Source organism: Kribbella sp. NPDC048928, from assembly GCF_043197975.1.
Lineage (GTDB): Bacteria > Actinomycetota > Actinomycetes > Propionibacteriales > Kribbellaceae > Kribbella.
Genome location: NZ_JBICUC010000001.1, coordinates 1,162,526 through 1,186,558 on the forward strand (window position 1 = coordinate 1,162,526; position 24,033 = coordinate 1,186,558).

A 24,033-nucleotide genomic window follows, 5' to 3' on the forward strand; every position below is an offset into this window, starting at 1 on the left:
CCACATGTCTCAGCATGCTCGAAACCTGTCCCGTCGCGACGTCCTGCGCGCGGCAGCGGCCGTGACCGCCGTCGGTGCCCTCGGTGCCTGCGGCAAGAACGACGACGAGGGCGCCGACCCGAACGGGGTCGTCACCCTCGATCTGTGGCACGGCCAGGTGGATCTCGGCAAGGCCGCGATCGACTCGCTGATCAGCGCCTTCAACCAGTCGCACCCGAAGATCAAGGTGGTCGGCGGAGGCGGCGGGGTGACCGCGGACAGCATGCTGCAGAAGGTCACCGCAGGGCTGGCGGCGGGGTCCTACCCGGACATCGCGTACATCTTCGGGTCGGACCTCGCCAGCCTGACCAAGAGCCCCAAGGTCGCCGACCTCACCGGTCAGCTGAAGATCGACGACTACTGGCCGGCCGCGAAGGATGCGGTCAGCGTGAAGGACAAGGTCCGGGCCGCGCCGGCGCTGCTGGACTCGCTGTGCGTCGTCTACAACAAGAAGCTGTTCACCGCGGCCGGCGTCGCGCCGCCGAAGGACGGCTGGACCTGGGACGACTTCGTGGCCACCGCCAAGCAGTTGACGAACTCCGCGAAGGGCGTCTTCGGTACCGGCTGGCCGGGCGTCGGCGACGAGGACACGGTCTGGCGGATCTGGCCGATGATCTGGGACCTCGGTGGGGACGTGGTCAGCGGCGACGGGAAGAAGGTCGGCTTCGACTCGGTCGGTACGAAGGCCCTGGAGACACTCGATCGGCTGCGAACCGACAAGTCGCTGTACGTCGATCCCAAGCCGGGCAGCGAACAGCTGTACCAGGTGTTCCTCGGCGGCCGGATGGGAATGGTGGCCACCGGCCCCTGGCAGCTCCCGGAAATCAAGGAAACCGGGATCGAGTACGGCGTGGTGCCGCTGCCGACGTACTCGGGCAAGCCGGTGACGATCTCCGGGCCGGACACCTGGACGATCTTCGACAACGGGAAGGCCAAGGTGAAGGCGGCCACCGAGTTCGTCACCTGGCTCGCCGACCCCGCGCAGGACATCCAGTGGGACATCAAGGGCGGCAGCCTGCCGATCACCAAGGCGACCGCGGACCTGCCGGCCTGGAAGAAGCATTCGGCGGAGACGAACGGGCTGGACGTGTTCGTGAAGGCGCTCGACACCGCAAAGGTCCGGCCGACGATCACCGCGTACCCGCAGATCTCCCAGCACCTGGGTGAGGCGATCGCCGCGGTACTGCTCGGAAAACGTAGTCCGTCGGATGCGTTGAAGCAGGCCGTCGACCAGTGCAACCAGGTGCTGGCGGTGCCGAACTGATGGCCAGTGTGGTCGGCACGTTCACCGTCGATCAGCGGAGCCGGGCGGCCAAGCGCCGGACTCGCGGTGAGGGTGCGACCGGCTGGGCGTTCGTGAGCCCGTCGGTGCTGCTGATCCTCGGGCTCAGCGTCGTGCCGGTGCTGTGGTCGTTGCTGCTGTCGTTCCAGGTCAACGATCTGGTGTCGCCGAGCGAATGGGTCGGGCTCGCGAACTACAAGGCGTTGCTGAAGGATCCGTCGTTCGGTTCGGCGGTCTCGCACACGGTCGTCTACACGGTGCTCTACGTGCCGCTGAGTGTGGTCGCCGGGCTGGCGATCGCGATCGCGCTGGACCGGAAGATCGCGTTGATCGGGCTCTACCGGACGCTGGTGTTCGTACCGTTCGTGGTGTCGGCGGCGGCGCAGGGCGTGCTGTTCTCGTTCGTACTGGACCCGGAGTTCGGCGTCGCGAACTCCTTGCTGCACAAGGTCGGACTGCCCGCCCAGGGGTTCTTCAGCGATCCGGGGCAGGCGCTGTACCTGCTGGTCGCGATCTCGTTGTGGAGCGGGACCGGGTTCTGCGTGATCGTCTATCTCGCCGGTCTGCAAGGCGTCTCGAGCGAGCTGGTCGAGGCGGCCCGGATCGACGGCGCCGGCCGGTGGGGCGTACTGCGGCACGTGACGCTGCCCGCGCTGACCCCGGTGACGATCTTCCTGCTGCTGTTCCAGACCATCAACGCGTTGCAGGTCTTCGATCTGGTGTTCGTCACCACGAAGGGCGGGCCGCTCGGCTCGACGACGGTGATCGTGTACTTCATCTGGGAGAAGGCGTTCAAGACGTTCACCGCCGGGTACAGCGCGGCCGCGGCGTACACCCTGGCCGTCGCGCTGCTCGTGGTAGGGGTCGCGCTGCAGATCTACCGACGGAGGGTGGCGTCCCGATGAAGCGACTGCCCTTCAGTGGTTGGCATTTCGTCCTCGCGCCGCTGGCATTGCTGTTCGCGTTGCCGCTGCTCTGGCTGCTGGTCAGCTCGGTGATGAGCAACGCGGAGATCAACCGTTTTCCGCCGGCGTTGTGGCCGCACGGCATCAGGTTCGACGGCTACCGGTACGTGCTCGGAAACGCACTGTTTCCGAGGTGGTTCCTGAACTCGTTCATCGTGTCCGCGGTCGCCGTCACCGCGAACCTGGTGCTCGGGTCGCTCGGCGGGTACGCGTTCGCGCGGATCCGGTTCGCCGGGTCGAAGGTCGTCCTCGGGCTGATGCTGGCCACAATGGTGATCCCGTTCCAGCTGACGATGATCCCGACGTTCCTGGTGATGAAGCACCTCGGCCTGATCGACACGCTCGGCGCGCTGATCGTGCCGTCGCTGGTGACACCGTTTTCCGTGTTTCTGTTCCGGCAGTTCTTCGTCTCGCTCCCGCGTGAGCTCGAGGAGGCGGCCTGGATCGACGGCTGCGGGCGGCTGCGGATCCTGGTGTCGATCGTGCTGCCGCTCGCCCGGCCGGCGCTCAGCACCGTCGCCGTACTGACGTTCCTCGCCACCTGGAACGACCTGACCTGGCCGTTGATCGCGATCAACACCGACACCACCTACACCCTGCAGCTCGGACTGACCACGTTCCAGGGGCAGCACCACACCCAGTGGTCGGCCGTGATGGCCGGCAACGTCATCACGGTGCTGCCCGTACTGCTGGGATTCCTCCTTGCCCAGAAGGCGTTCATCCGCTCCCTGGCATCCACCGGACTCAAGGGCTGATAACTGTGCATATGCCACGACTCCGTCGCGGCGGGTCATGGGGCTGGAACTCCCGGTCTTCCCTCGTCGCTGCGGTCGCTCCGCTCCCTCCGCTCCTCAGTCCAGACCGGGAGGCCCCATGACCAGGAAATTCGATCTGCTTGTGATCGGGGACGCGAATCCCGACGTGGTTGTCGGGCCTGTCGACCAGCCGATCCTCTTCGGCCAGCGGGAGCGACTCGTTCCGGCCGGTTCCCTCGTCCTCGGCGGCTCCGCCTCGATCATGGCGTGCGGTGCGGCCCAGCTCGGGCTGAGCGTCGCGTTCGCCGGGCGGGTCGGCGACGACCCGGCGGGCGACTTCGTCCGTACGTCGTTGTCGGACCGCGGCGTCAACGTCGACGCGCTCGTGGTCGACTCGACGCTGCCGACGCCGTTGACCACGATCCTCACCTCGGGCGACGACCGCGCGATCCTGACATCTCTCGGATGCCTGCCCAGTACGTCGGCCGAGGACGTGCCATCGGACCTGCTGCGTTCGGTGCGCCATGTCCACGCTGGGTCGTTCTATCTGATGCCTGAGCTGGCGGCCGGGCTCGCGGGGATCTTCAAGGAGGCGAAGGCAGCCAAGGCGACCACGTCGCTCGATCCCAACGACGACCCGGCCGGCAAGTGGGACCGGTCGGTCCTCGACGCGGTGCTCCGGGTCACGGACTACTTCCTGCCGAACGCGGCCGAGGCGCTGGCGCTCACCGGTCACCACTCGGTGGAGGACGCCGCCGGGATCCTCGCGCGCCGCCTCGCCCGCGGCGGGACCCTCGCCGTGGTGAAGAACGGCTCGGATGGTGCGCTCGCGCACAACGGCTCCACCGCGATCACCGCACCAGCGCTGAAAGTAGAAACGGTCGACGCCGTCGGGGCGGGCGACAGCTTCGACGCCGGCTGGGTCGCCGCCGTACTGAACGGATCCAAACCGGACCGCGCACTGGCGATCGCCGCCGCCTGCGGCTCCCTCTCCACGCGCGCCGCCGGCGGCACCGCAGCCCAAACCACCTGGAACGAAGCACTAGAGAGCGTGCACCCATGACGAAGATCGCCTTTATCGGTGCCGGCAGCGTGGTGTTCACGCAGGGCCTGCTGGCCGATCTGTTTGCGCTTGAGCTCGGTCCGTTGCACATCCAGCTGCACGACATCGATCCGGAGCGGCTGGAGACGGCGGCAGCGGCCGCGGCGTACATCGCGCGCGAGCACGACGTGACGCCGCAGATCAGTACGCACCTGGAACGCCGGGCCGCGTTGGACGGGGCCGACTTCGTGATCAACATCGTGCAGGTCGGGATGAACGCCGCCACGCACACCGACTTCGAGATCCCGGCGCGGTACGGGATCCGGCAGACGATCGCCGACACGCTCGGCGTCGGCGGTGTGTTCCGGGCGCTCCGGACGTTCCCGGTGCTGCGCGGGCTCGCGGAGGACATCGCCGAGATCTGCCCCGACGCGTGGCTGCTCAACTACACCAACCCGATGGTGATGAACGTCTGGTACCTGAAGGCGCTCGGCGTACGGAACGTCGTCGGCCTCTGCCATTCGGTGTACTGGACGATGCAGGGCCTGTCCGAGCTAGTCGGCGTGCCGTACGAGGACGTCACGTACCTGGCGGCCGGCGTCAACCACCAGTCGTGGGTACTGCGGTTCGAACGCGGCAGCGAGAACCTGTACGACCGGTTGAACGAGGCGATCGCGGCGGATCCGGAGCTGCTGCGGCGGGTCCGGGTGGACATGTACCGGCGGCTCGGGTTCTACCCGACGGAGACCAGCGAGCACTCGTCGGAGTACGTGCCGTGGTACCTCGGGCATGCGAGCGAGATCGAACGCCTCCGGCTGCCGATCGGCGCGTACCTCGGGATCGTCGCGGAGAACCTGGCGTCGTACGAACACACCCGGAACGCGCTGAAGACCGGCGAACCCGTCGAGGTCGAGCCCACGCTCGAGTACGCACCGCAGATCATCCACAGCATCACCACCAACACTCCACGGCGCGTCTACGCCAACCTCCCGAACACCGGCCTGATCTCCAACCTGCAGGCTGGCGCTGTCGTCGAGGTGCCGTGTCTGGTGGATGGTTCGGGAGTTCAGCCGATCGCGGCGGGAGAACTTCCCGCGCAGTGTGCCGCCCTCAACCGCTCGTACCTGAACGTCGCCGAGCTCGTCGTGCAGGCCGCCGTGAACGAGGACCCCCGCGCGATCCGGCAGGCCCTGATGGTCGACCCCGCGACCGCCGGAACCCTACCGGTCGAGCAGATCTGGGAACTCTGCAACGACCTGGTACTTGCTCACCGCAACTACTTGGACCCGTCGTTGAGAGCGGCCCTCAAGTAGTCGCCGTACGTCGCGAACCCGCTCACCACCTCGGCCGCGGTCGGCTGACCGGTGAGCGCGCCGACGCCCTGGCCCGCGTAGATCGACGCGCGGGCCGGGTCGGCGGCCTTGGAGCCCTCGACCCACAACTCGTGCGCCGAATCCTTGCCCTTCAGCTCCTCCTCGTGCCCTTCCCAGGCGTCGAAGAAGTCGTTCCGCAACGCCCGTCCACCGAACTCGTCCGGCCAGCCGGCGCGTGACGCCGCATCGAACACCGTGCCGTACACGGTCTCGGTCGCATCGGCCTCGAGAATCCGCTGCCGCGCCGGCTCCTTGGTCTCCGCCTCGACGCAGGTAAGGAACGCCGTACCGATCCAGCCACCGACCGCACCGGCCGCCAGCACCGCGGCCAGCCCGCGCGGGCCGGAGATCCCGCCACCCGCCAGCACAGGCAGGTCGGTCAGGTCCAGAATCGCCTGCAGCAAGGGCAGTGTGGCAACGGCGTTGCGCCCATGCCCGCCGGCTTCGGCGCCCCGGGCAACAATCGCATCCACGCCCGCTGCAACCGCTTCGCGGGCATCGGCAACCGTACCGGCTTGCGTCGCGACGACAATGCCGGCCTGCTGGAGCGTGTCGACGTACGGGGCATAGTCACCGAAGCTCAGCGACACCAGCGCCGGCCGCAACTCGAGCACCGCCTCCAGATGCTCCGGATGCTCCTGCACAGACCAGGCCATCAGCCCGATCCCGTACGGCTTCCCGCCCGCCGCGGCGATCGCGCCCTCGGTACGAATCCACTCGGCCGAGACCGCGGACCCAGCACCCAGCATCCCCAACCCGCCCGCGGCAGAAATCGCCGCCGTCAGCCTGCCCCCACTGACATTGGCCATCGGCGCCCCCACCACAGGCACCCCCACCCCAAACCGCTCCCTCAACCACATACCCCCACCGCACCACGCCGCACACCACTCCCGCAACCACCCCGTCCGCACAACCCACCAACAACCACCACCAGGCTCGACAAGCAAACCGTCCCAAACCGGCCAGAAAATCCTCCCCAACCCCAACCCCCACCCGCACGCCTAGCCCGCGCGGGTTGCCCGCACACGGCCGCGCACCCCACTCGCCCGCACGTCGTCGTGAACGGGCACCCTCCAACCCACCCGACCCGCGCCGTACGCCCGCCAGCGCCAAGTCGTGGAATCTGGTCAACGACACGCCGCGACGGCAAGCCAAAATCCACGACTCAGCGGTCACCACCAGAGCCACTGACCACGACTCGGCGATCACCACCAGAACCACTTACCACGACTCGGCGATCAAGGCCGGGACCAGTTGCCAGGACTCGGCTGGAGGCGGGCGTGACTCGGCGGGGTGTGGGTGGTTGGGGGGATGCGGAACGGCCGGCCCTGGTGGGGCCGGCCGTTGCGGGGGTCAGAACTTGTAGGCGTCCGATTGGGGGTCGCCGTGGCAGCGCTTGTACTTTTTGCCGGAGCCGCAGGGGCAGGCGGCGTTGCGGGGGGTGCCGGCGTACTCCAGCTGGCCGTCCTCGACGGCGTCCTGGTGCATGGCGACCTCGTCGTCACCGTCGATGGTCGGTGCCGAGTACGTCAGGCGCTGCGGCCGGGGCTCGTTGGTGAGGCCCTTGGCGCGCAGGCGCGGTGCCTGCCGCGGGGTGTCCTGCGGGCGCGGGGTGTCCTGCGGACGGTCCTCGTCGTCGGCGTCCTCGGCCTTGCGGGCGAACTCCGCGACCGGTGCACCCGGCCGCAGGATGTCCTCGATCCGGCGGCCTTCCAGGCTGTCCTCGTCCGCGAGTGCCGCCTCGTTCGCGACCTCCATCTCGGCGCGCATCGCCTCGACGTCGACCTCGACGTTGAAGATGAAGCCGACCGACTCCTCCTTGATGGACTCCATCATCGAGGCGAACATGTCGTAGCCCTCGCGCTGGTACTCGACCAGCGGGTCGCGCTGCGCCATCGCGCGCAGGCCGATGCCCTCGCGCAGGTAGTCCATCTCGTAGAGGTGCTCGCGCCACTTCCGGTCCAGGACGCTCAGTACGACGCGCCGCTCCAGCTCGCGCATCGACTCCTCGCCGAGCAGTTCCTCGCGCTGTTCGTACGCCGCGGTGGCGTCCTCGAGGAAGCGCTCGACCAGGAAGTCCTGCGTCAGACCGGCCTTCTCGCCGCCGGCCTCCTCGACCAGCTCGTCCTCGGTCAGTTCCGACTTGTACAGCGTCTTCATCGCGGTGAACAGCGCGTCCAGGTCCCAGTCCTCGGCGAACCCGTCTGCGGTCGCGCCCTGCACGTACCCGGTGACGGTCTCCTCGAGCATGTCCTGCACCTGCTCGCGCAGGTCGGCGCCCTCGAGCACCCGGCGGCGCTCGTCGTAGACGACGTGCCGCTGCCGGTTCATCACGTCGTCGTACTTGAGGATGTTCTTCCGGGTCTCGAAGTTCTGCGCCTCGACCTGGCCCTGCGCCGACGCGATCGCCTTGGTGACGATCTTGTTCTCCAGCGGCTGGCTGTCGTCGTCGTTGCGCGACATCGCCCAGTCGACCATCTCGCGCTTGAACAGCCGCATCAGGTCGTCCTCCAGCGACAGGTAGAACCGGGACTTGCCCGGGTCGCCCTGACGGCCGGCGCGACCGCGCAGCTGGTTGTCGATCCGGCGGGACTCGTGCCGCTCGGTGCCGAGCACGTAGAGGCCGCCGAGCTCGCGGACCTCCTCCTGCTCCTCCTTGACCTGCTTCTCGAACTGCTCGAGCAGCGTCGGGTACTCCGACTCGTACTGCTCGATGTCCTCAGCGGGGTCGACGCCGCGGGCGCGCAGCTCCTTGTCGGCGAGGAACTCCGGGTTGCCGCCGAGGATGATGTCGGTACCACGGCCGGCCATGTTGGTGGCCACCGTGACGGCGTTCTTCCGGCCGGCCTCGGCGACGATCGCGGCCTCACGGGCGTGCTGCTTCGCGTTCAGCACCTCGTGCTTGATGTTCTTCTGCAGCAGCTGGCGGGACAGCCGCTCGGACTTCTCGACCGAGGTCGTGCCGACCAGGATCGGCTGGCCCTTGGCGTGTACGTCGACGATGTCCTTGACCACCGCGTCGAACTTGGCGTCCTCGGTGCGGTAGATCAGGTCCCGCTCCTCGACCCGGATCATCGGCTTGTTGGTCGGGATCGGCACCACGCCGAGCTTGTAGACCTTGGAGAACTCGTTCGCCTCGGTCATCGCCGTACCGGTCATGCCGGCCAGCTTGGTGTACAGGCGGAAGTAGTTCTGCAGCGTGATCGTCGCGAGGGTCTGGTACTCCTCCTTGATCTCGACGCCTTCCTTGGCCTCGATCGCCTGGTGCAGGCCCTCGTTGTAGCGGCGGCCGTGCAGCGTCCGGCCGGTGTGCTCGTCGACGATCAGCACCTCACCGTCGTCGACCACCACGTAGTCCTTGTCCCGGTGGAACAGGTCCTTGGCCTTGAGCGCGTTGTTCAGGTAGCTGATCAGCGGGGTGTTGGCCGACTCGTACAGGTTGTCGATGCCGAGCCGGTCCTCGACCTTCTCGATGCCGCGCTCGAGGATCGCGACGGTGCGCTTCTTCTCGTCCACGTCGTAATCGGCGACCCGGCGCTTGGTCTCGTCGATCTCCAGATCGGTGACCCGCGGGTTCTTTTTCTTCAGTTCGGCCTCGTCGGACAGCGTCCAGGCCTTCAGCGAGTTCGCGATCCGGGCCATCTCGACGTACCAGCGCTGGGAGTCCTCGGCCGGTCCGGAGATGATCAGCGGCGTCCGGGCCTCGTCGACCAGGATCGAGTCCACCTCGTCCACGATCGCGTAGTTGTGCTCGCGCTGGACGCAGTCCTCGATGCTGCCCGCCATGTTGTCGCGCAGGTAGTCGAAGCCGAACTCGTTGTTGGTGCCGTAGGTGATGTCCTTGGCGTACGCGACCCGGCGCTCGGCCGGCGACATCTCCGGCAGGATCACGCCGTAGTCGAGGCCGAGGAAGTGGTACACCCGGCCCATCCACTCGGCCTGGTACTTGGCCAGGTAGTCGTTCACCGTGATGACGTGCACGCCCTTGCCGGACAGCGCGTTCAGGTACGTCGGCAGGGTGCCGACCAGGGTCTTGCCCTCACCGGTCTTCATCTCGGCGATGTTGCCCAGGTGCAGCGCCGCGCCGCCCATGATCTGGACGTCGTAGTGCCGCTGGTGCAGCGTCCGCTTGGCGGCCTCGCGGACCACCGCGAACGCCTCCGGGAGCAGTTGGTCGAGGGACTCCCCGTTCTTGTGCCGCTCCTTGAAGTCCGCGGTCTGGTCGCGCAGCTCTTCGTCGGACATGCCGACGAAGTCGTCCTCGATGGAGTTGACCATCTTCGCGATGCCCTGGAGCTGGCGGAGGATCTTGCCCTCGCCGATCCGCAGGACCTTGTCGACAACCTTCATGGTGGGGAGTTCACTCCTTGCTGCTGAAGCCTGGGTACGGCCGAACGCCGACAGGGCACGACCGACCCTCCCGGTTGGCGTGCGACCCCCATCGTACGGGGCCGGGTGTGCCAAGCCACGCCCGCAGCGTGCCTCGGCGGGTGTCAGGGACCCACCGGACTCACGTGCGAGCGTGCCGGAAAGTTCCCGGTGAGCGGTCAGGAACCCCGCAGAGCGTCACTGAGCGCTGGCGAGAGGTCACCGCCCCCGGCCACGCGAACCTGGTCCAGCCCGAGCCAGCCGGCCAGCTGGACCAGCTCGGCGGCCAGCTCCTCGGCCGTCTCCGCCGGCGCCTTCGGCTCCGCGTGCGCCGACTGGACGAGCAGGACGCCGGCGGCGCGGTCGGCCTTCAGGTCCACACGGGCGACCAGCCGGTCGCCGAGCAGGAACGGGAGCACGTAGTACCCGTGGATGCGCTTCTCGGCCGGGACGTAGATCTCGATCCGGTACCGGAAGTCGAAGAGGACCTCGGTCCGGGTGCGCTCGAACACCAGCGAGTCGAACGGGCTGACCAGGGCGCGCGCGTTCACCCGGCGGGGCAGCCGCGCGTCCTTGTGCAGGTACGCCGGGCGCTTCCAGCCGTCGATCTGGACCGGCAGTAGCTCGCCGGACTCGACCAGCTCGGCGATGGCCTGCTGGGTCGGCTCCGGCGCCGTCCGGAAATAGTCCCGCAGGCACTGCGCGGTCGCCACCCCGTGCGCCCGGGCGGCGATCGACACCAGCCCGCGGTGCGCCTCGGCCGGCGAGGGCGTCGGCGTCTCCACCACCGAGCGGGGCAGGACCCTTTCCGGTACGTCGTACAGCCGCTCGAACTGCTGGTTCCGCCGGGCGACGGTGATCTCGCCCGCGAAGAACAGGAACTCCAGCGCCTGCTTCACGTCCGACCAGTTCCAGCCCCAGTTGTTCCGCTCGCGCTCGACGTCGTCGTCGATCTCCCGTGCGGTCAGCGGCCCGTGCGCCTGGACGTCGGCGAGCACCTGCTTGACCAGGTCGGGCCGCTTGCGCGCGATCGACCGCGGGCCGCCCCACGCCTCCTCGGTCGCCCGTGCCATCCGCCAGCGCATCAGCGGATGCGTCTCGACCGGGATCAGGGACGCCTCGTGCGCCCAGTACTCGACCAGGCGGCGGGGGGCCTTGCCGGCGGCACGATCCAGCAGATCGCGCGGATACGGCCCCAGGCGCGAGTAAAGGGGAAGGTACTGCGTGCGGCTCAGCACGTTGACCGAGTCGATCTGGATCAGGCCGATGCGTCCGAGCACGCGGCTCAGGGCGCGCGCGTCCGGCACTCCCTTGGGCCGTGGATCCATGAACCCCTGCGCCGCCAGCCCCACCCGCCGCGCCTGAGCCCTCGACAGCACCTGAGTAGTCATTTCTCGATCGTCCCAGGCCCCACCGACAGTGCGAATCCGTTCATCGCCTGTCCTGGACCGCCACGACAACCAGCCGGTCGCGCAGATCCTTGCTCGGCGGGCCGGACAGGACGCCTCGGGACCACAGCTCGTCGACCGACAGGAAGCGGCCTGCCTCCGTGCGGCTCGAGACGATGGCCGCGCCGAGTTGCTGATTCAGCCCGGGCAGCGCCGACAACACTTCGGCCGGTGCGTCGTTGAGATCCACCACGCCGCCGTACGTGCGGCCGCCGATGGTCAGGGCGGCGTGGACGCTCGCTACCCCCATGCTGACCAGCAGGACAAGGATGGCTGCGTCGGGAGTCGAGTACTCCGGATCACCCCATCCGGGCACCCAGAAGGCGACGGCCGCCCCCAGGTAGACAACAGCGGACGCCGCGAGCAGCAAGCTCCGGCGCCGGACGGCCAGGATGCCGAACATGATCGGGCTGCCGACACCGAAGGTCACCAGTGGAACGGCGGCGCCGGCCAGCTTCGTCCAGACCGTTTTCCAGTTGGTTCGAGGAGCGCGCACTGCCGAACTGTAGCGGCGGCCCGGGGCATAACTCCGGAGTTACCGAAAGTGGGAGGTGCGCTACGGATGGTGTTCGGGGAACCTGCCAGTAGGCCGTCCGCCCGTGCGGCCCCTATCACCCTGGAGTGAGGCATGACAGGAATGAAGCATGCGGTCCGCGCTGCCCTCGCGGCCGGCGTCCTGACCGCGGCGTCCCTCGGTGCGGTGGCCGTGTCCGGCCCCGCGTCGGCCGCGCAGCCGCCCGGTGGACCGATCAACCGGATCGTCGGTGGCACCATCGCCCACACCGCAGACGCCCCCTGGGCGATCCAGCTGTCCAACAGTGGCTCCCCCGCCACGACCGGCGAGTGGTGCGGTTCGACGCTGGTGAAGGCGAACAAGATCGTCACGGCCGCACACTGTGCCCAGGAGGCGGCGAGCACCTACACCGCGATCCAGGGCCGGGACGACCTGACCGACAAGTCCACCGGCAAGGAGTCCAAGATCACCAGCATCTGGGTGGACCCGGAGTACGGCAAGTCGCCGGCTCACGACGTCGCCGTGATGACGCTGGCGACCCCGTTCGACGGTGTCGACACGCTCGCGCTGGAGACCGACAAGGCCGCGGACGCGGCCGGCGCAGCGTCGGTCGTGTACGGATGGGGCGCCACCGAGGGCACCGGCCCGGAGGACACGTTCCAGAAGGTCGACGTACCGGTACTGGGCGACGACTACTGCTCGCAGGCGTACGCCAGCGAGGGCTACACCGCCGACGGCGAGATCTGCGCCGGGTACGAGGACGGCGGCAAGGACTCGTGCCAGGGCGACTCCGGCGGCCCGCTGGTGCTCAACGGGCGCCTGTTCGGTGTCGTCTCCTGGGGCGTCGGCTGCGCGGACGCCGGCAACCCGGGCGTCTACGCCCAGGTAGCGACGTACGCCTCCGAACTCCAGCAGCAGATCGACAGCTGAAGCCAGGCAGACGAAAGGGCCGGGGGCGAACCCCGGCCCTTTCTGTGTGCTCCTCCCGAGGTCCTAGACGGCCAGCCGGATCACGCCGTAGTCGTAACCGCGACGGCGGTAGACCACGCTGGGCTGGTTCTCGTCGGCGTCGACGAACAGGTAGAAGTCGTGCCCGACCAGTTCGAGCTCGTAGAGAGCCTGGTCAAGGGTCATCGGCTTGGCGGAGTGGGTCTTCTCGCGCATCACCAGCGGACCGTCGCCGGTGACCGTGAGGGATCCGTACGTGTGCGTCGCCACCTCGTCCTCGGCGACTGGTTCCTCCACTACAGGTGTGCCGTTGAGCGGCTGCTTCGCGTTCACGTGCCGCAGGCCTTCCGGCGTCCGCTCACCGCGGTGCACCCGGCGCCGGTCGGCCGCCTTGCGGACCTGGGACCGGAGCCGGTCCAGGCAGACGTCGAACGCCGCCTGCTTGGTCTCCCCGCACGCCTCTGCGCGGACCACCGGACCCTTGGTGTACATGGTGAGCTCGACACGCATCGCCCGATCGTGCTGTCGCGGGTTCTTCTCCTGGCTTACTTCCACTTCGCACCGCAGTACCCGGTGATCGACTTTCTCGATTCGCTCGAGCTTTTCCTCGACGTACTGCCGGAAGCGGTCACTGACCTCGCAGTGATGACCCTTGACAACGACGTCCACGGAAACCTCCATCGATCGGCGACTTCTTTTACGTGTTCGGACCCCCGTACTCATGGTGACGGGTCCCGAAACGACGACACCCGCTGTCGAACCCGTCGGACGCCGTGGCGAGGAATCCGGCTGATCCGGTCCTCCACCACTGCACTGCCCGACAAGCCCTAGCGGGTGTCATAGGCCAACGCTAGTCGGCTTCGGCGAAAACCGGTAGGGAAGTTCTCATGAACCAGACGGCCGTCGGCGCGCCGTCGCGGCCACCACCGCACATCCGAGGACTCCGATTCCCGCCGTTTCCAAGGCGCGACCGGCCTCCGTGAGCGTGGAACCGGTGGTGATCACGTCGTCGACCAGCAGGACCGGTTGATCGCTCAGCGTTTCAGCCCAGCGCGAACGCAGCCCGAAAGCCCCGTCCAGGTTGGCGGCACGGCGTTCCGCGGACAGCCCGGCCTGGTCCTCGGGACGCCGGACGACCCGCAGCGCCGGCGCCGTCCGGGCGTCGATTCCCTGCCTGCGCAGGGATCTGACGGCAGCCTTCGTAAGTCGGCCGAGCGGATCGTGCCCACGCTGCCGGACCGTTGCCCGAGGCGACGGAACCGGGCACAACCAGACCGCTCGCCGGTCCCCGAGGGCCGTGAGTACGGCGTCCGCGAGCAGCCGGCCGAGCGGCGCCGCGAGGGGATACCGAGCGTTCTCCTTGTGAGCCACGATCACGTTTCGGAGCTCGTCGGCGTACGGCGCGGCGGCGGTCGGAGGTGCCAGACCGGGCGGTCGCGGGTCCGGCCAAGCACGGAACGGAGTCGGACCGGTCAGTAGCCGACGGCAACCACCACAGAGAGTGACTCCGGGCCGTTCACACCCAGCGCATCGCCCACCCAGCACCAGATCGACGAATCCACCCCACACGCCCCAACCGTCCCCGACCGCAACCACCGCCCGCAACCGGGCACTCCCCAGCCTGTGGACAACACGTCGGAGCCTTCCGTACGTCCGAAGGATCGTGGGCTATGCACCCCAGTTCTTCGGACGCAACGACCTCGGCGCGAATCAGCCGGGGTAGGTCGGGATGATGACTGGGCTGCCGTTGTCGGCGGTGTCCATCGAGGTCCAGGTGAGGTCCTTCGTCAGCCAATGGATGTGGCCGGCGTCGTCCTGGATCACCGGCAGGGTGTCCTTGTTCGTGTTCGACGCGACGTGCTCCGGCGAGAAGTCCGGTGTCGAACCGGGCAGCAACTGCAGGCTGGATCCGTCCGGGTTCACCGACCACACCTGGCGCGTCGCGTTGCCCGGCGAGCCGCCGGAACCGACCACGATGATGCCCTGCTTGCTCCAGCCCGCGTCGGTGATGTTGGTCAGTGCCAGCCGCAGCGGCCGGAACGTCGCGAGCGCCAGGTCCTTGCCGCCGTTCACGGTCTGGACGGTCGCGGTCTCGATGTACTTCTGGGTGCTGCCCGCGGACTGCATGACGAGCAGTGCGCGGACCCCGTCCGGCGCCATCCGCAGGGCGATCGGGGTGTCGCCCTTGAAGTCGGTCTGGACCGTGCTGAGCGTCCCGTCGTCGCTACGGACCCGCAGCCGCGGGTGGTTGCTCTCCGACTTGTCGAGGATCCACAGGTTGTCCTCGTAGTCGAAGCTCGGTGGGAGCGTCGTCCCGTCGACAGGGACGATCGCCTTCTTGCCGTCCTTGCCGCCCGGGTCCAGCAGCCCGTACACGACCTGCTTCCCGTCGGCGGTCACGATCGCCCCGGCGTCCCCCTGCACGGTGACCGCGAACGCCTTCGCCTTGTACCCGGCCAGTGGGCCGTCGTTCACCGGCTGGGCCGCGATCTCCGACGAGCCGTCTAGACCGACGATCCGCTGCGGCACCTGTTTGAGCAGCCCGTACAGCTTGGTCATGGCATTGCCCGACACCTGCGGGTCGTACGGACTGAAGTTGGTGAACGGCAGCACGTCGGGGTTGTCCGGGAGCAGTGGTGCGCCGCTGACGGTGATCTTGGCCCGCAGGTTGAGCTGGTTGAGCGTCCAGACGATCTGTGCCGCCAGCAGCTGCCGGTCCGTGTCCCGTAGCGAGCCTGCGGCGTCGTTGAGCGCCACCGTGGCCACACCGAGGTCGACCGGGACCGACACCTGGACCTCGGTGCCTGGCGGGGCGACGGAACGCGCGCCATTGCCGAACCGCTTGGTCGGGCCTTTCAGCAGCTCCTGAATGAGCTGGGTCGCGGCCTGGCCGGACGGGAGGTTCTGCGGCAGGTAGACCGTGTCGGGTACCAGGAGGTTCCGGGACTGGTTGAAGAAGTACAGGTCGCGGGGAGCGAGTTTGAGGTCCACCTGGTTGCTGCCCAGGTACGCGCCCGGCGGTGGCGAGTCGACGCGGTACTGGTCGTTGACCTTCTTGACCTTGAAGAAGAAGTCGGCGGTGGCGTTTGCGGGCGCCGGGATCCACTCGCCACGCGCGTCGATGACGGCGATCTTCTTCGCGGTCAGCTGGATGCCGCCGTTCTTCCGGGTGAGCGACTCGGGGCCTGCGCCCTGGTCGTACACCACGGTCTGCGACTCCGGCTTCCAGTTCCCGGCCGCTTCCGGGGTCATGTACTGACGGGCGACGTCGTACGCCTGGGAGTCCGACATGGCCTCCAGGAACCCGCTGACGATGGTCAGGTCGTCGACGTTGGCGCGGGGCGGCTTCGCCTCGACGCCGACACCGCCGAGGTCGGGCGCCTGCCCGGCCCGCTCGCCGCTGCGGATCGTGCCCTTGGTCGGTACGGCTGCGCAGCCGCCGAGCATCGCCACGGCCAGCAGGGCACCGATCAGCCGGCGCTTCATCGGTCGTCACCGCCGCTCAGGCCACGGGTCAGGGTGCCGTTCAGCTTCTGGTACGGCGCGCCGACGTCGACGAGCTCCGTGATCACCCGGGACGCGTCGGCCGGCCGCGGCGGCAGCGGGGATCCGGTGAGCGCCACGTCCGGCCGGCGCGGCAGCGTCAGCCGGAAGTACGCGCCCTCGCCCGGCGAGCCCCACGCGTCCAGCCGGCCGCCGTGCAGCCGGGCGTCCTCGAGCGCGATCGACAGGCCGAGCCCGGTGCCGCCGGTGGTCCGGGCCCGGGCCGGGTCGGCCCGCCAGAACCGGCTGAACACCATCTCCGCCTCCTCGGCCCGGAACCCGACGCCGTGGTCGCGGACGCCCACGGCGGCCGCGTCGTCGTCGCAGGCCGTACTGATCTTGATCGGCAGGCCCTCGCTGTGCTCGATGGCGTTGCCGATCAGGTTGCGCAGGATCCGCTCGATCCGGCGCGAGTCGACCTTCGCCCGGCACGGCACCGGCATGTCCAGCTCGACCGGGCAGCCCTTGCGTTCCAGCAGGGTCTCGTGGTTCTCCAGGACCCGGTTGACGATGTCCCGCAGGTCCACGTCCTCCAGGTCGAGTGCGGCCGCGCCGGCGTCGAACCGGCTGATCTCCAGCAGGTCCGCGAGCAGCTCCTCGAACCTGTTGAGCTCGTTCTGCAGGAGCTCGACCGAGCGGCGGCTGATCGGGTCGAACTGGTCGCGGCTCTCGTGCAGCAGGTCGGCAGCCATCCGGACCGTCGTCAGCGGGGTCCGCAGCTCGTGCGACACGTCCGACACGAACCGGCGCTGCAGCCGCGACAGCTCCTCCAGGCGTCGGATCTGCCGCTGCAGGTTGGACGCCATCTTGTTGAACGACACGGCCAGCCGGGCCAGGTCGTCGGTGCCGCGGACCTGCATGCGTTCCTCGAGCTTGCCGGCTGCCAGCCGCTCAGCGATCCGCCGTGCCATCCGTACCGGGGTGACGACCTGCCGGGTGACCAGCCAAGCGATCGCGCCCAGCAGGACGATCAGCAACAACCCTGCGGTCACCAGGGCGCGCTGGACGACGTCGAGGGTCTCCTGCTGCGCGGTGAGCGGGAACAGGAAGTAGATCGAGTACTTGTCGCCGGTGGAGTCGATCCGGATCTGGGAGCCGATCACCAGCCCCGGGACGCTCGGGCTCTCGCGGTAGTTGATCTGCGTGTATGTGTCCCACAGCTTGTCGCCGTCGCTGACCACGTTGGCTGCCAGCGGCGGCGGGATGGAGTCACTGTCGACCAGACCGGTGTAGCGGATCGCATTGGACGCGGCCTGGTCGGTCGGCACCAGCAGCACGTCGTACAGGCCCGGGCGGTTCGTCCCGAGGACCAGCTCGGACAGCCGCTGGTTGACGGTGTTCCGGTCGGCGGCGTCGATCGAGGCGGACAACTGCTCGAGCTGGGCGCGCACCTCGGCCTGGGCACTGTCCCGGCGGGACTCCAGGACACCGTCGGTGACCTGGCTCATCATCACCCAGCCGACCAGGATCAGCACCAGCGTCGACATCAGCAGGGTGCCGGTGACGATCCGCGCCTGGATGGAACGCCGCCAGATGTCCGGCCAGTGCTTGGGATGGGTACGCCACAGCGGCAGCGGCTGGGCAGACCAATCCACCGCGGCGGACGTGAGCTCCAGCTCCGTCCCGCGGGACTCGGCCACCTCCTGCTCGGGCGGGGCCTGCTGCCCGGCGCTCTGGCCGGGCTCGGCCGCCGCGTCGACCATCGGGTCGGCGCCGGCAGCCTGCGGCTCTTGGCCGCGACCGTACTCGATCAGTCCGCACCCGCCTTGTATCCGACACCGCGGACCGTCACGACGATCTCCGGGTGCTCAGGGTCCTTCTCGATCTTGGAGCGCAGCCGCTGCACGTGCACGTTGACCAGCCGGGTGTCGGCGGCGTGCCGGTACCCCCAGACCTGCTCCAGCAGCACCTCGCGGGTGAACACCTGCCAGGGCTTCGACGCCAGGCAGACGAGCAGGTCGAACTCCAGCGGCGTCAGCTGGATCGTCTCGCCGGCCCGCTTCACCGAGTGGCCGGCGACGTCGATGGTCAGGTCGCCGATGGTCAGCGACTCCGGACCGGGCTCGTCCATCCGGCGCAGCCGAGCCCGGATCCGGGCCACCAGCTCCTTGGGCTTGAACGGCTTCACCACGTAGTCATCGGCACCCGACTCGAGCCCGAGCACCACGTCCACGGTGTCGCTCTTGGCGGTCAGCATCACGATCGGTACGCCGGACTCGGCGCGGATCGCCCGGCAGACGTCGATCCCGTCCATCCCCGGCAGCATCAGGTCGAGGAGCAGCAGATCGGGCTTGAATTCGCGGAACGCCGGTACCGCTTTGTCACCGGTTGCGCACAGATAGGTGTCGTAGCCCTCGTTGCGCAGCACAATGCTGAGCATCTCCGACAACGCGGTGTCGTCGTCGACGATGAGGATGCGGCCCCGCATCGTCCGGTTACCGTCTGCCACGCCCTTAACTCCTTGCTGCTCCGTTTGCCGCGCGAATCCGACCGATCGCCATGCGCCCGGCGGGTGCCAGGCCGTACGCACTACGGATAGTGTCCCATTCCCGCGGTAGTGCACACGCCGGATCGCCGTGTGACCCCGAGTTGGGCTGTGATCATAGAGGAGGTCAGGAGATGAGCGAGCAGAACATGCGGCTGCACGACGATGTCGCGGGCGAGCCGCTGCGTCCCTGGCTGCCCGCGGACCTGCTCGACAACGCGGCCCGGACCATCGCCGACAACAAGACGATCATGCTCGGTCTGCCGGTGCTCGCCGGGATCGCCCTGGTCGCGCTGCAGGCCGCCCTGACCGAGGTCGCCGTCCCTGGTGGGCTGGGCGGGTTCTTCGGCGCGGACGACCCGTTCGGGCAGGCCGGTGCGGCCCTGCTGCTGACGTACGGCGTCCAGGTGGTGCTGTTCTCGGTGGTGTCGAGCATGCTGGCCGGCATCATCGCCCTGGCCGCCGTACGCAGCCAGCTGGCGCACCGGGCCGGTCCGGGCGAGCTGATGCGGCTGGTACGACCGGCGCTGCCCGCACTCGCTGTTGTCGGACTGATGCAGTCCCTGTCGTTCATCCTGCTCATCGCCGGCTGGGGGCTCGCTGTGCTGGGCATCGGCGCAGGTGCCGAGTCGGCGTTCTCCTCGGACGCAGCCGGTGCCGCAGCACTCGTCATGATGCTGGCCGGCGGTGTCCTGGTGCTGATCTTCGGTGTCCGCCTGGTGCTGGCCGGGACGGTCGTCCTCATGGAGGGCCGGCACTCACCGGACATTGGGCTCTACATCCCCCAGCGGGTCGGTGTGTGGGGCGCCCTGCGCCGGTCGTGGCAGCTGGTGAAGGGGAAGTTCTGGCGGGTGTTCGGGATCCTGCTGTTCGGCGGCCTGGTGGTGAACATCATCGGCTACGCGCTGCAGTTTGGGGCCACCGTACTGATGGTCACGATCAGCACGTGGTCCGGGCCGAGCGAGAGCACCAGCGCGTCGGTGGTGACGGTCGTGCTCGGTGTGGCGGTCGGCGCCGCGACGCTGATGACACTGATCGCGAGCCTGGCGTTCATGTCCGCGGTGCAGGCGCTGATCTACCTGGACCTGCGGGTCCGCCGCGAAGGCCTTGACCTGTGGATGCGGCCGGCGCTGCGGTCCGGAGGCGTCGGGTGATCCTCTTCCCGCTGGAGCCGCCGGTCGACGTGGGCCGCGACCAGGCCGCTCAGGAGGCCGCGAAGGAGCTGTCCAAGTCGGCGTACCGGGACTCGAGTTCGCTGCTCGCCAAAGCGATCGGCAAGGTGCTCGACTGGATCAGGGACCTGCTGGGCAGCGTGAGCGGCTCCTCTCCGAACGGTCACGCCGGCCTGGCGATGCTGATCGGCCTGCTGCTGCTCATCGTTGTCGTGGTGCTCTGGCGGGCCGGTGTCCTGCGGACCAGCCGGAAGGGGAAGTCGCAGGCGGTCTTCGACACGGCCCGGCCGCAGAGCGCAGCGGAGTACCGTGCGCTGGCCGAGCGGGAGGCTGCGTCCGGCGAGTTCGCCCTGGCGGTCCGCAGTCGTTTCCGTGCGTGCGTGGCCGAGCTGACCGAGCGTACGGTGCTGGACGAGCGGCCCGGACGTACGGCGTACGAGGTGGTCGCCGACGCGTCCCGGACAGCTCCCGTACTGCGCGACACTCTGCAGCCGGCCGCACTGGTGTTCACAGAGGTTGTCTACGGCAACCGTCCGGGGACACCGGAGCGGTACGCCGCAGTAGTGGCCGCTGACGACGCTGCACGGACGGCGCGGGTGACTGTATGAGTACGGCAGTCGGGCGCAGTGCCAGTGAGAGCTGGCGTGCGCTACGGGCTCCCCTGCTGATCACAGGGCTGATCGTGCTCGCTGCGATCGCAGTGTCGATCGCAACGTCGGCACGGACCTCAGGACCGTTCAGCCCGGACTCCACCAAGGCGAATGGTGCCCGTGCGCTGTCAGCGTTGCTGGAGAAGCACAGCGTCGCCGTACGCGGCACGGAGACGCTAGAGGACGCCGAAGAGTCCGGTGACGGCAGGACGCTCCTCATAGGTCCATCCGGTTCTTTGGACGACTCCGACTGGCAGCAGATCGCTGACGCGCAGTGGAGCCACATCATCCTGATCCGGCCCGGCAGCCGTGCACTGGAAGCTCTCGCGCCAGGTGTGCGGGCAACCGGCGACCTGCTGGCCACCCGCAGCCGTGAGCCCGGCTGTGAGCTCCACGCCGCCACCAGAGCCGGTACGGCGACTGTGAGCGGACCGACGTACACCGCGCCGGACGGGGCGACCACGTGCTACGGCGACGGCATCCACGGCACGGTGGTACGACTCCAGCTCGACGACCGGATCGTCGACGTGGTCGGAGCTCAGGCGGCCTTCAGCAACGACCAACTCGCGGATGACGGCAACGCGGCGCTGGCGCTCAACCTGATCGGCACGCATCGGGATCTGACCTGGTACCTGCCGCAGTTGGAGTCCGACAGCTACGCGACCGGCGATGACCAGGGCGCGCCGCTGATCCCGCCAGACGTCCGCTACATCGGCTGGGCGCTGGCGTTCGCCGTACTGGTCATGGCGATCTGGCGAGGCCGGCGGCTCGGTCCTGTCGTGCCGGAGCGGTTGCCGGTGATCGTGCACGCTGCCGAGACCACGGAGGGCCGGGCGCGGCTCTACCGACGCTCCCGGGCCCGCGACCGTGCTGCGGCGGCATTGCGCGAGTCGGCACTCGGCCAGCTCCACAAGGCACACGGCATTCCACGTCGGGCCGACCCGTCGGCTGTGGTGGCTACCGTCGCCGCACATACCGACCTGGACCCGGCCATGGTGTACGAGATGCTGTACGGCCTGCCGCCAGGCACCGACGCCGATCTGATGTCCTTGTCCGACGCACTCGACGTACTGACGCAGGAGGTACGACACCCGTGACGACTACCCAGGTCACCGCGGACCAGGCCCGGCAGGCGCTGATCGCGCTCCGGACCGAGATCGGCAAGGCGGTGGTCGGCCAAGACACTGCCGTGACCGCCCTGGTGCTCGCACTGCTCTGCCGCGGCCACGTGCTGCTGGAAGGCGTTCCTGGTACGGCCAAGACGCTGATGGTGCGTGCGCTGTCGATGGCGATGCGGCTGGAGACGAAGCGCGTGCAGTTCACGCCCGACCTGATGCCGGGTGACGTGACCGGTTCACTCGTGTACGACGCGAAGACGAGTGAGTTCGAGTTCCGGCCGGGACCTGTGTTCACGAACATCCTGCTGGCGGACGAGATCAACCGGACGCCACCGAAGACCCAGGCCGCGTTGCTCGAGGCTATGGAGGAGCGGCAGGTCACGGTGGACGGTGAGCCGCGCAAGTTGCCGGCACCGTTCGTCGTGGCCGCCACTCAGAACCCAGTGGAGTACGAAGGCACCTACCCGCTGCCCGAGGCGCAGCTGGACCGGTTCCTGCTCAAGGTGACGCTGGACATCCCGCCGCGGGACGCGGAGATCGCAGTACTGGCCCGGCATGCACAGGGCTTCGACCCGCGGGACCTGGCCGCTGCCGGTCTGCGTCCAGTGGCGGGCCCAGAGGACCTGCAGGCAGGACAGGACGCTGTACGTCGGGTTGCGGTCCGGGAGGACGTCCTGGCGTATGTCGTGGACCTGTGCCGCGCCACGCGCCAGTCGCCGTCCTTGCAGCTCGGTGTCTCGCCTCGTGGCGCTACTGCCCTGCTGGCCGTCTCCCGTGCGTGGGCATGGCTCTCCGGCCGCGACTACGTGATCCCGGACGACGTGAAGGCGATGGCACGTCCTTGCCTTCGGCACCGGGTGCAGGTGCGGCCCGAGGCGGAGCTGGAGGGTGTCAGCGCCGACGCAGTACTGGAGAGTGTGCTCGCCACGGTGCCGGTCCCACGCTGATGGTCCTGACTGGCCGGGCCGGCCTCTTGGCTGCTGCTGGAGTGGTGTTCGTCGCTCTGGTCATGCCGTCCTGGTCTGGGGTCGGCGTGGTCGTCGCTGCGGTGCTGGTGGTGTGTCTGGTCGATGTGCTGCTCGCCGGGTCGCCGCGGCGGTTGCAGTTCGCTCGTGAGGGCGACAACGCCGTCCGGCTGGGTGAACAGGCTGTGGTGAATCTGCTGGTCACCAACCCGGGGCGGCGCGTACGCGGGTTGCTGCGCGATGCCTGGCCGCCGTCCGCCGGCGTCCTGGATCCGCCGCACAAGCTGGACCTTCCGCACGGCGAGCGGCGCCGGTTGACGACCCACCTGGTGCCCACCCGTCGCGGCGATCGGCAGGCCGTTAGCGTGACGGTGCGAGCGATCGGGCCGTTGGGGTTCGCGGGACGGCAGGGCTCACACGAGGTGCCGTGGACGGTGCGGGCACTTCCGCCGTTCAACAGCCGCAAGCATCTGCCTTCGCGGCTCGCGCGGTTGCGGGAGCTGGACGGGCGTACGGCGCTGCTCGTGCGCGGGCAGGGCACGGAGTTCGACTCGCTGCGCGACTACGTACCTGGAGACGACGTACGGAGCATCGACTGGCGGGCGACGGCTCGGCGCGGGAACGTCGTCCTGCGGACCTGGCGGCCCGAACGGGACCGGCAGGTCGCGATCGTGATCGACTCCGGCCGCATGTCCGCAGGCCGGGTCGGAGACGCGCCACGGCTGGACCACGCGATGGACGCGGCCCTCCTGCTGGCCGCGCTCGCCACTCGCGCCGGCGACCGGGTTTCCTTGCTGGCCTGCGATTCCGCGGTACGTGCCGACGTTCGGAAGGCCGCGCCGCAGGACGTGCTCCCGTCGTTCGTGAACGCGCTGGCCAACGTCGACGCCGAGCTCGTCCAGACCGATTTCCGGATCGTCGTGTCACAGGTGCTCGAACGCCTGGGCCAACGTTCGCTCGTCGTCCTCCTCACCGGCCTGGACCCTGCCGTGATCGAGGAGTCGCTCCTCCCGGTCCTCGGCCCACTGCTCCGCCGCCACGTCGTCCTGCTGGCGTCCGTCGCGGACCCCCGCCTCACCGAACTCGAGTCCACCCGCCACGACCTCGTCGAGGTCTACGGCGCCGCGTCCGCCGCACGCACCCGCCTCGACCGCGAACGCCTGACCGCCACGCTCTCCCGGGCCGGCATCACGGTCGTCGACGAGCCCCCCGACAAGATCGCCCCCGCCCTCGCCGACACCTACCTAACCCTCAAGAAGGCCGGCCGCCTGTAACCGCATCTCGCAGGTGCGCACGGCCTCGACTGCAAAGAAACCGTCGAGATCGTAAGAAGTCGACGAAATCGCAGCTATGATGGCATGAGCGA

20 protein-coding genes are annotated in these 24,033 nt (G+C 68.7%); 11 read left to right on the top strand and 9 right to left on the bottom strand.

The window, feature by feature from the left end; all coding sequences use genetic code 11:
• Positions 1-4: 4 nt before the first annotated feature.
• The 5 genes from ACGFI6_RS05590 to ACGFI6_RS05610 all read left to right on the top strand — a co-directional run bounded on the left by ACGFI6_RS05590 (position 5) and on the right by ACGFI6_RS05610 (position 5,396).
• Positions 5-1,303: an ABC transporter substrate-binding protein gene (locus ACGFI6_RS05590; protein ID WP_393115457.1), complete on the top strand. Its 1,299-nt coding sequence runs from the start codon at positions 5-7 to the stop codon at positions 1,301-1,303.
• The gene (locus ACGFI6_RS05595; protein WP_393115458.1) at positions 1,303-2,226 is read left to right on the top strand and encodes a carbohydrate ABC transporter permease; all 924 of its coding nucleotides are present in this window, start codon (positions 1,303-1,305) and stop codon (positions 2,224-2,226) included. The genes ACGFI6_RS05590 and ACGFI6_RS05595 overlap by 1 nt, the downstream gene beginning before the upstream one ends.
• The gene (locus ACGFI6_RS05600) at positions 2,223-3,041 is read left to right on the top strand and encodes a carbohydrate ABC transporter permease (protein WP_393115459.1); all 819 of its coding nucleotides are present in this window, start codon (positions 2,223-2,225) and stop codon (positions 3,039-3,041) included. Before ACGFI6_RS05595 ends, ACGFI6_RS05600 begins: the two co-directional genes overlap by 4 nt.
• A gap of 118 nt (positions 3,042-3,159) precedes the next feature.
• Complete coding sequence (locus ACGFI6_RS05605; RefSeq protein WP_393115461.1) at positions 3,160-4,104, top strand: carbohydrate kinase family protein; 945 nt, start codon at positions 3,160-3,162, stop codon at positions 4,102-4,104.
• The gene (locus tag ACGFI6_RS05610) at positions 4,101-5,396 is read left to right on the top strand and encodes an alpha-glucosidase/alpha-galactosidase (RefSeq protein ID WP_393115462.1); all 1,296 of its coding nucleotides are present in this window, start codon (positions 4,101-4,103) and stop codon (positions 5,394-5,396) included. The genes ACGFI6_RS05605 and ACGFI6_RS05610 overlap by 4 nt, the downstream gene beginning before the upstream one ends.
• On the opposite strand, the gene ACGFI6_RS05615 is transcribed toward ACGFI6_RS05610, so the two are convergent.
• From ACGFI6_RS05615 to ACGFI6_RS05630, 4 genes are all read right to left on the bottom strand, one after another.
• A complete protein-coding gene (locus ACGFI6_RS05615; RefSeq protein ID WP_393115464.1) occupies positions 5,360-6,205 on the bottom strand; it encodes an NAD(P)H-dependent flavin oxidoreductase in 846 nt (281 codons plus the stop codon). The two genes, ACGFI6_RS05610 and ACGFI6_RS05615, sit on opposite strands and share 37 nt — an antisense overlap.
• A 604-nt stretch (positions 6,206-6,809) precedes the next feature.
• The gene (gene secA / locus ACGFI6_RS05620) at positions 6,810-9,806 is read right to left on the bottom strand and encodes a preprotein translocase subunit SecA (RefSeq protein ID WP_393115466.1); all 2,997 of its coding nucleotides are present in this window, start codon (positions 9,804-9,806) and stop codon (positions 6,810-6,812) included.
• Between the two features lie 197 nt (positions 9,807-10,003).
• Positions 10,004-11,215: a winged helix-turn-helix domain-containing protein gene (locus ACGFI6_RS05625; protein ID WP_393115467.1), complete on the bottom strand. Its 1,212-nt coding sequence runs from the start codon at positions 11,213-11,215 to the stop codon at positions 10,004-10,006.
• Between the two features lie 40 nt (positions 11,216-11,255).
• Complete coding sequence (locus tag ACGFI6_RS05630) at positions 11,256-11,768, bottom strand: ComEA family DNA-binding protein (RefSeq protein WP_393115468.1); 513 nt, start codon at positions 11,766-11,768, stop codon at positions 11,256-11,258.
• 132 nt (positions 11,769-11,900) lie between these two features.
• Between ACGFI6_RS05630 and ACGFI6_RS05635 the strand changes: the two genes are divergently transcribed.
• A complete protein-coding gene (locus ACGFI6_RS05635; RefSeq protein ID WP_393115469.1) occupies positions 11,901-12,716 on the top strand; it encodes a S1 family peptidase in 816 nt (271 codons plus the stop codon).
• Between the two features lie 63 nt (positions 12,717-12,779).
• Here ACGFI6_RS05635 and hpf read toward each other — a convergent pair whose 3' ends face one another.
• The 5 genes from hpf to mtrA all read right to left on the bottom strand — a co-directional run bounded on the left by hpf (position 12,780) and on the right by mtrA (position 18,705).
• Positions 12,780-13,403: a ribosome hibernation-promoting factor, HPF/YfiA family gene (hpf, locus tag ACGFI6_RS05640; protein WP_393115470.1), complete on the bottom strand. Its 624-nt coding sequence runs from the start codon at positions 13,401-13,403 to the stop codon at positions 12,780-12,782.
• 216 nt (positions 13,404-13,619) lie between these two features.
• A complete protein-coding gene (locus ACGFI6_RS05645) occupies positions 13,620-14,111 on the bottom strand; it encodes a ComF family protein (protein WP_393115471.1) in 492 nt (163 codons plus the stop codon).
• A 333-nt stretch (positions 14,112-14,444) separates the two neighbouring features.
• Positions 14,445-16,220 carry an LpqB family beta-propeller domain-containing protein gene (locus tag ACGFI6_RS05650; protein WP_393115472.1) on the bottom strand — a complete coding sequence of 592 codons (1,776 nt, stop codon included), beginning with the start codon at positions 16,218-16,220 and terminating at the stop codon, positions 14,445-14,447.
• Positions 16,217-17,980 carry an MtrAB system histidine kinase MtrB gene (gene mtrB, locus ACGFI6_RS05655; RefSeq protein WP_393115473.1) on the bottom strand — a complete coding sequence of 588 codons (1,764 nt, stop codon included), beginning with the start codon at positions 17,978-17,980 and terminating at the stop codon, positions 16,217-16,219. The genes ACGFI6_RS05650 and mtrB overlap by 4 nt, the downstream gene beginning before the upstream one ends.
• Before the next feature lie 47 nt (positions 17,981-18,027).
• Complete coding sequence (gene mtrA, locus ACGFI6_RS05660; RefSeq protein ID WP_141859693.1) at positions 18,028-18,705, bottom strand: MtrAB system response regulator MtrA; 678 nt, start codon at positions 18,703-18,705, stop codon at positions 18,028-18,030.
• A 191-nt stretch (positions 18,706-18,896) separates the two neighbouring features.
• Here mtrA and ACGFI6_RS05665 point away from each other — a divergent pair, with 191 nt between their 5' ends.
• From ACGFI6_RS05665 to ACGFI6_RS05685, 5 genes are read left to right on the top strand one after another with little or no spacing between them, the layout of a single operon-like run.
• Positions 18,897-19,916 carry a hypothetical protein gene (locus tag ACGFI6_RS05665; RefSeq protein ID WP_393115474.1) on the top strand — a complete coding sequence of 340 codons (1,020 nt, stop codon included), beginning with the start codon at positions 18,897-18,899 and terminating at the stop codon, positions 19,914-19,916.
• Complete coding sequence (locus ACGFI6_RS05670) at positions 19,913-20,542, top strand: DUF4129 domain-containing protein (RefSeq protein WP_393115475.1); 630 nt, start codon at positions 19,913-19,915, stop codon at positions 20,540-20,542. The genes ACGFI6_RS05665 and ACGFI6_RS05670 overlap by 4 nt, the downstream gene beginning before the upstream one ends.
• Positions 20,539-21,681: a DUF4350 domain-containing protein gene (locus ACGFI6_RS05675; protein WP_393115476.1), complete on the top strand. Its 1,143-nt coding sequence runs from the start codon at positions 20,539-20,541 to the stop codon at positions 21,679-21,681. Before ACGFI6_RS05670 ends, ACGFI6_RS05675 begins: the two co-directional genes overlap by 4 nt.
• Positions 21,678-22,649 carry an AAA family ATPase gene (locus tag ACGFI6_RS05680; protein WP_393115477.1) on the top strand — a complete coding sequence of 324 codons (972 nt, stop codon included), beginning with the start codon at positions 21,678-21,680 and terminating at the stop codon, positions 22,647-22,649. The genes ACGFI6_RS05675 and ACGFI6_RS05680 overlap by 4 nt, the downstream gene beginning before the upstream one ends.
• On the top strand, positions 22,649-23,941 hold the full coding sequence (locus ACGFI6_RS05685) for a DUF58 domain-containing protein (protein WP_393115478.1): 1,293 nt from the start codon (positions 22,649-22,651) through the stop codon (positions 23,939-23,941). The genes ACGFI6_RS05680 and ACGFI6_RS05685 overlap by 1 nt, the downstream gene beginning before the upstream one ends.
• Positions 23,942-24,033: the final 92 nt, after the last annotated feature.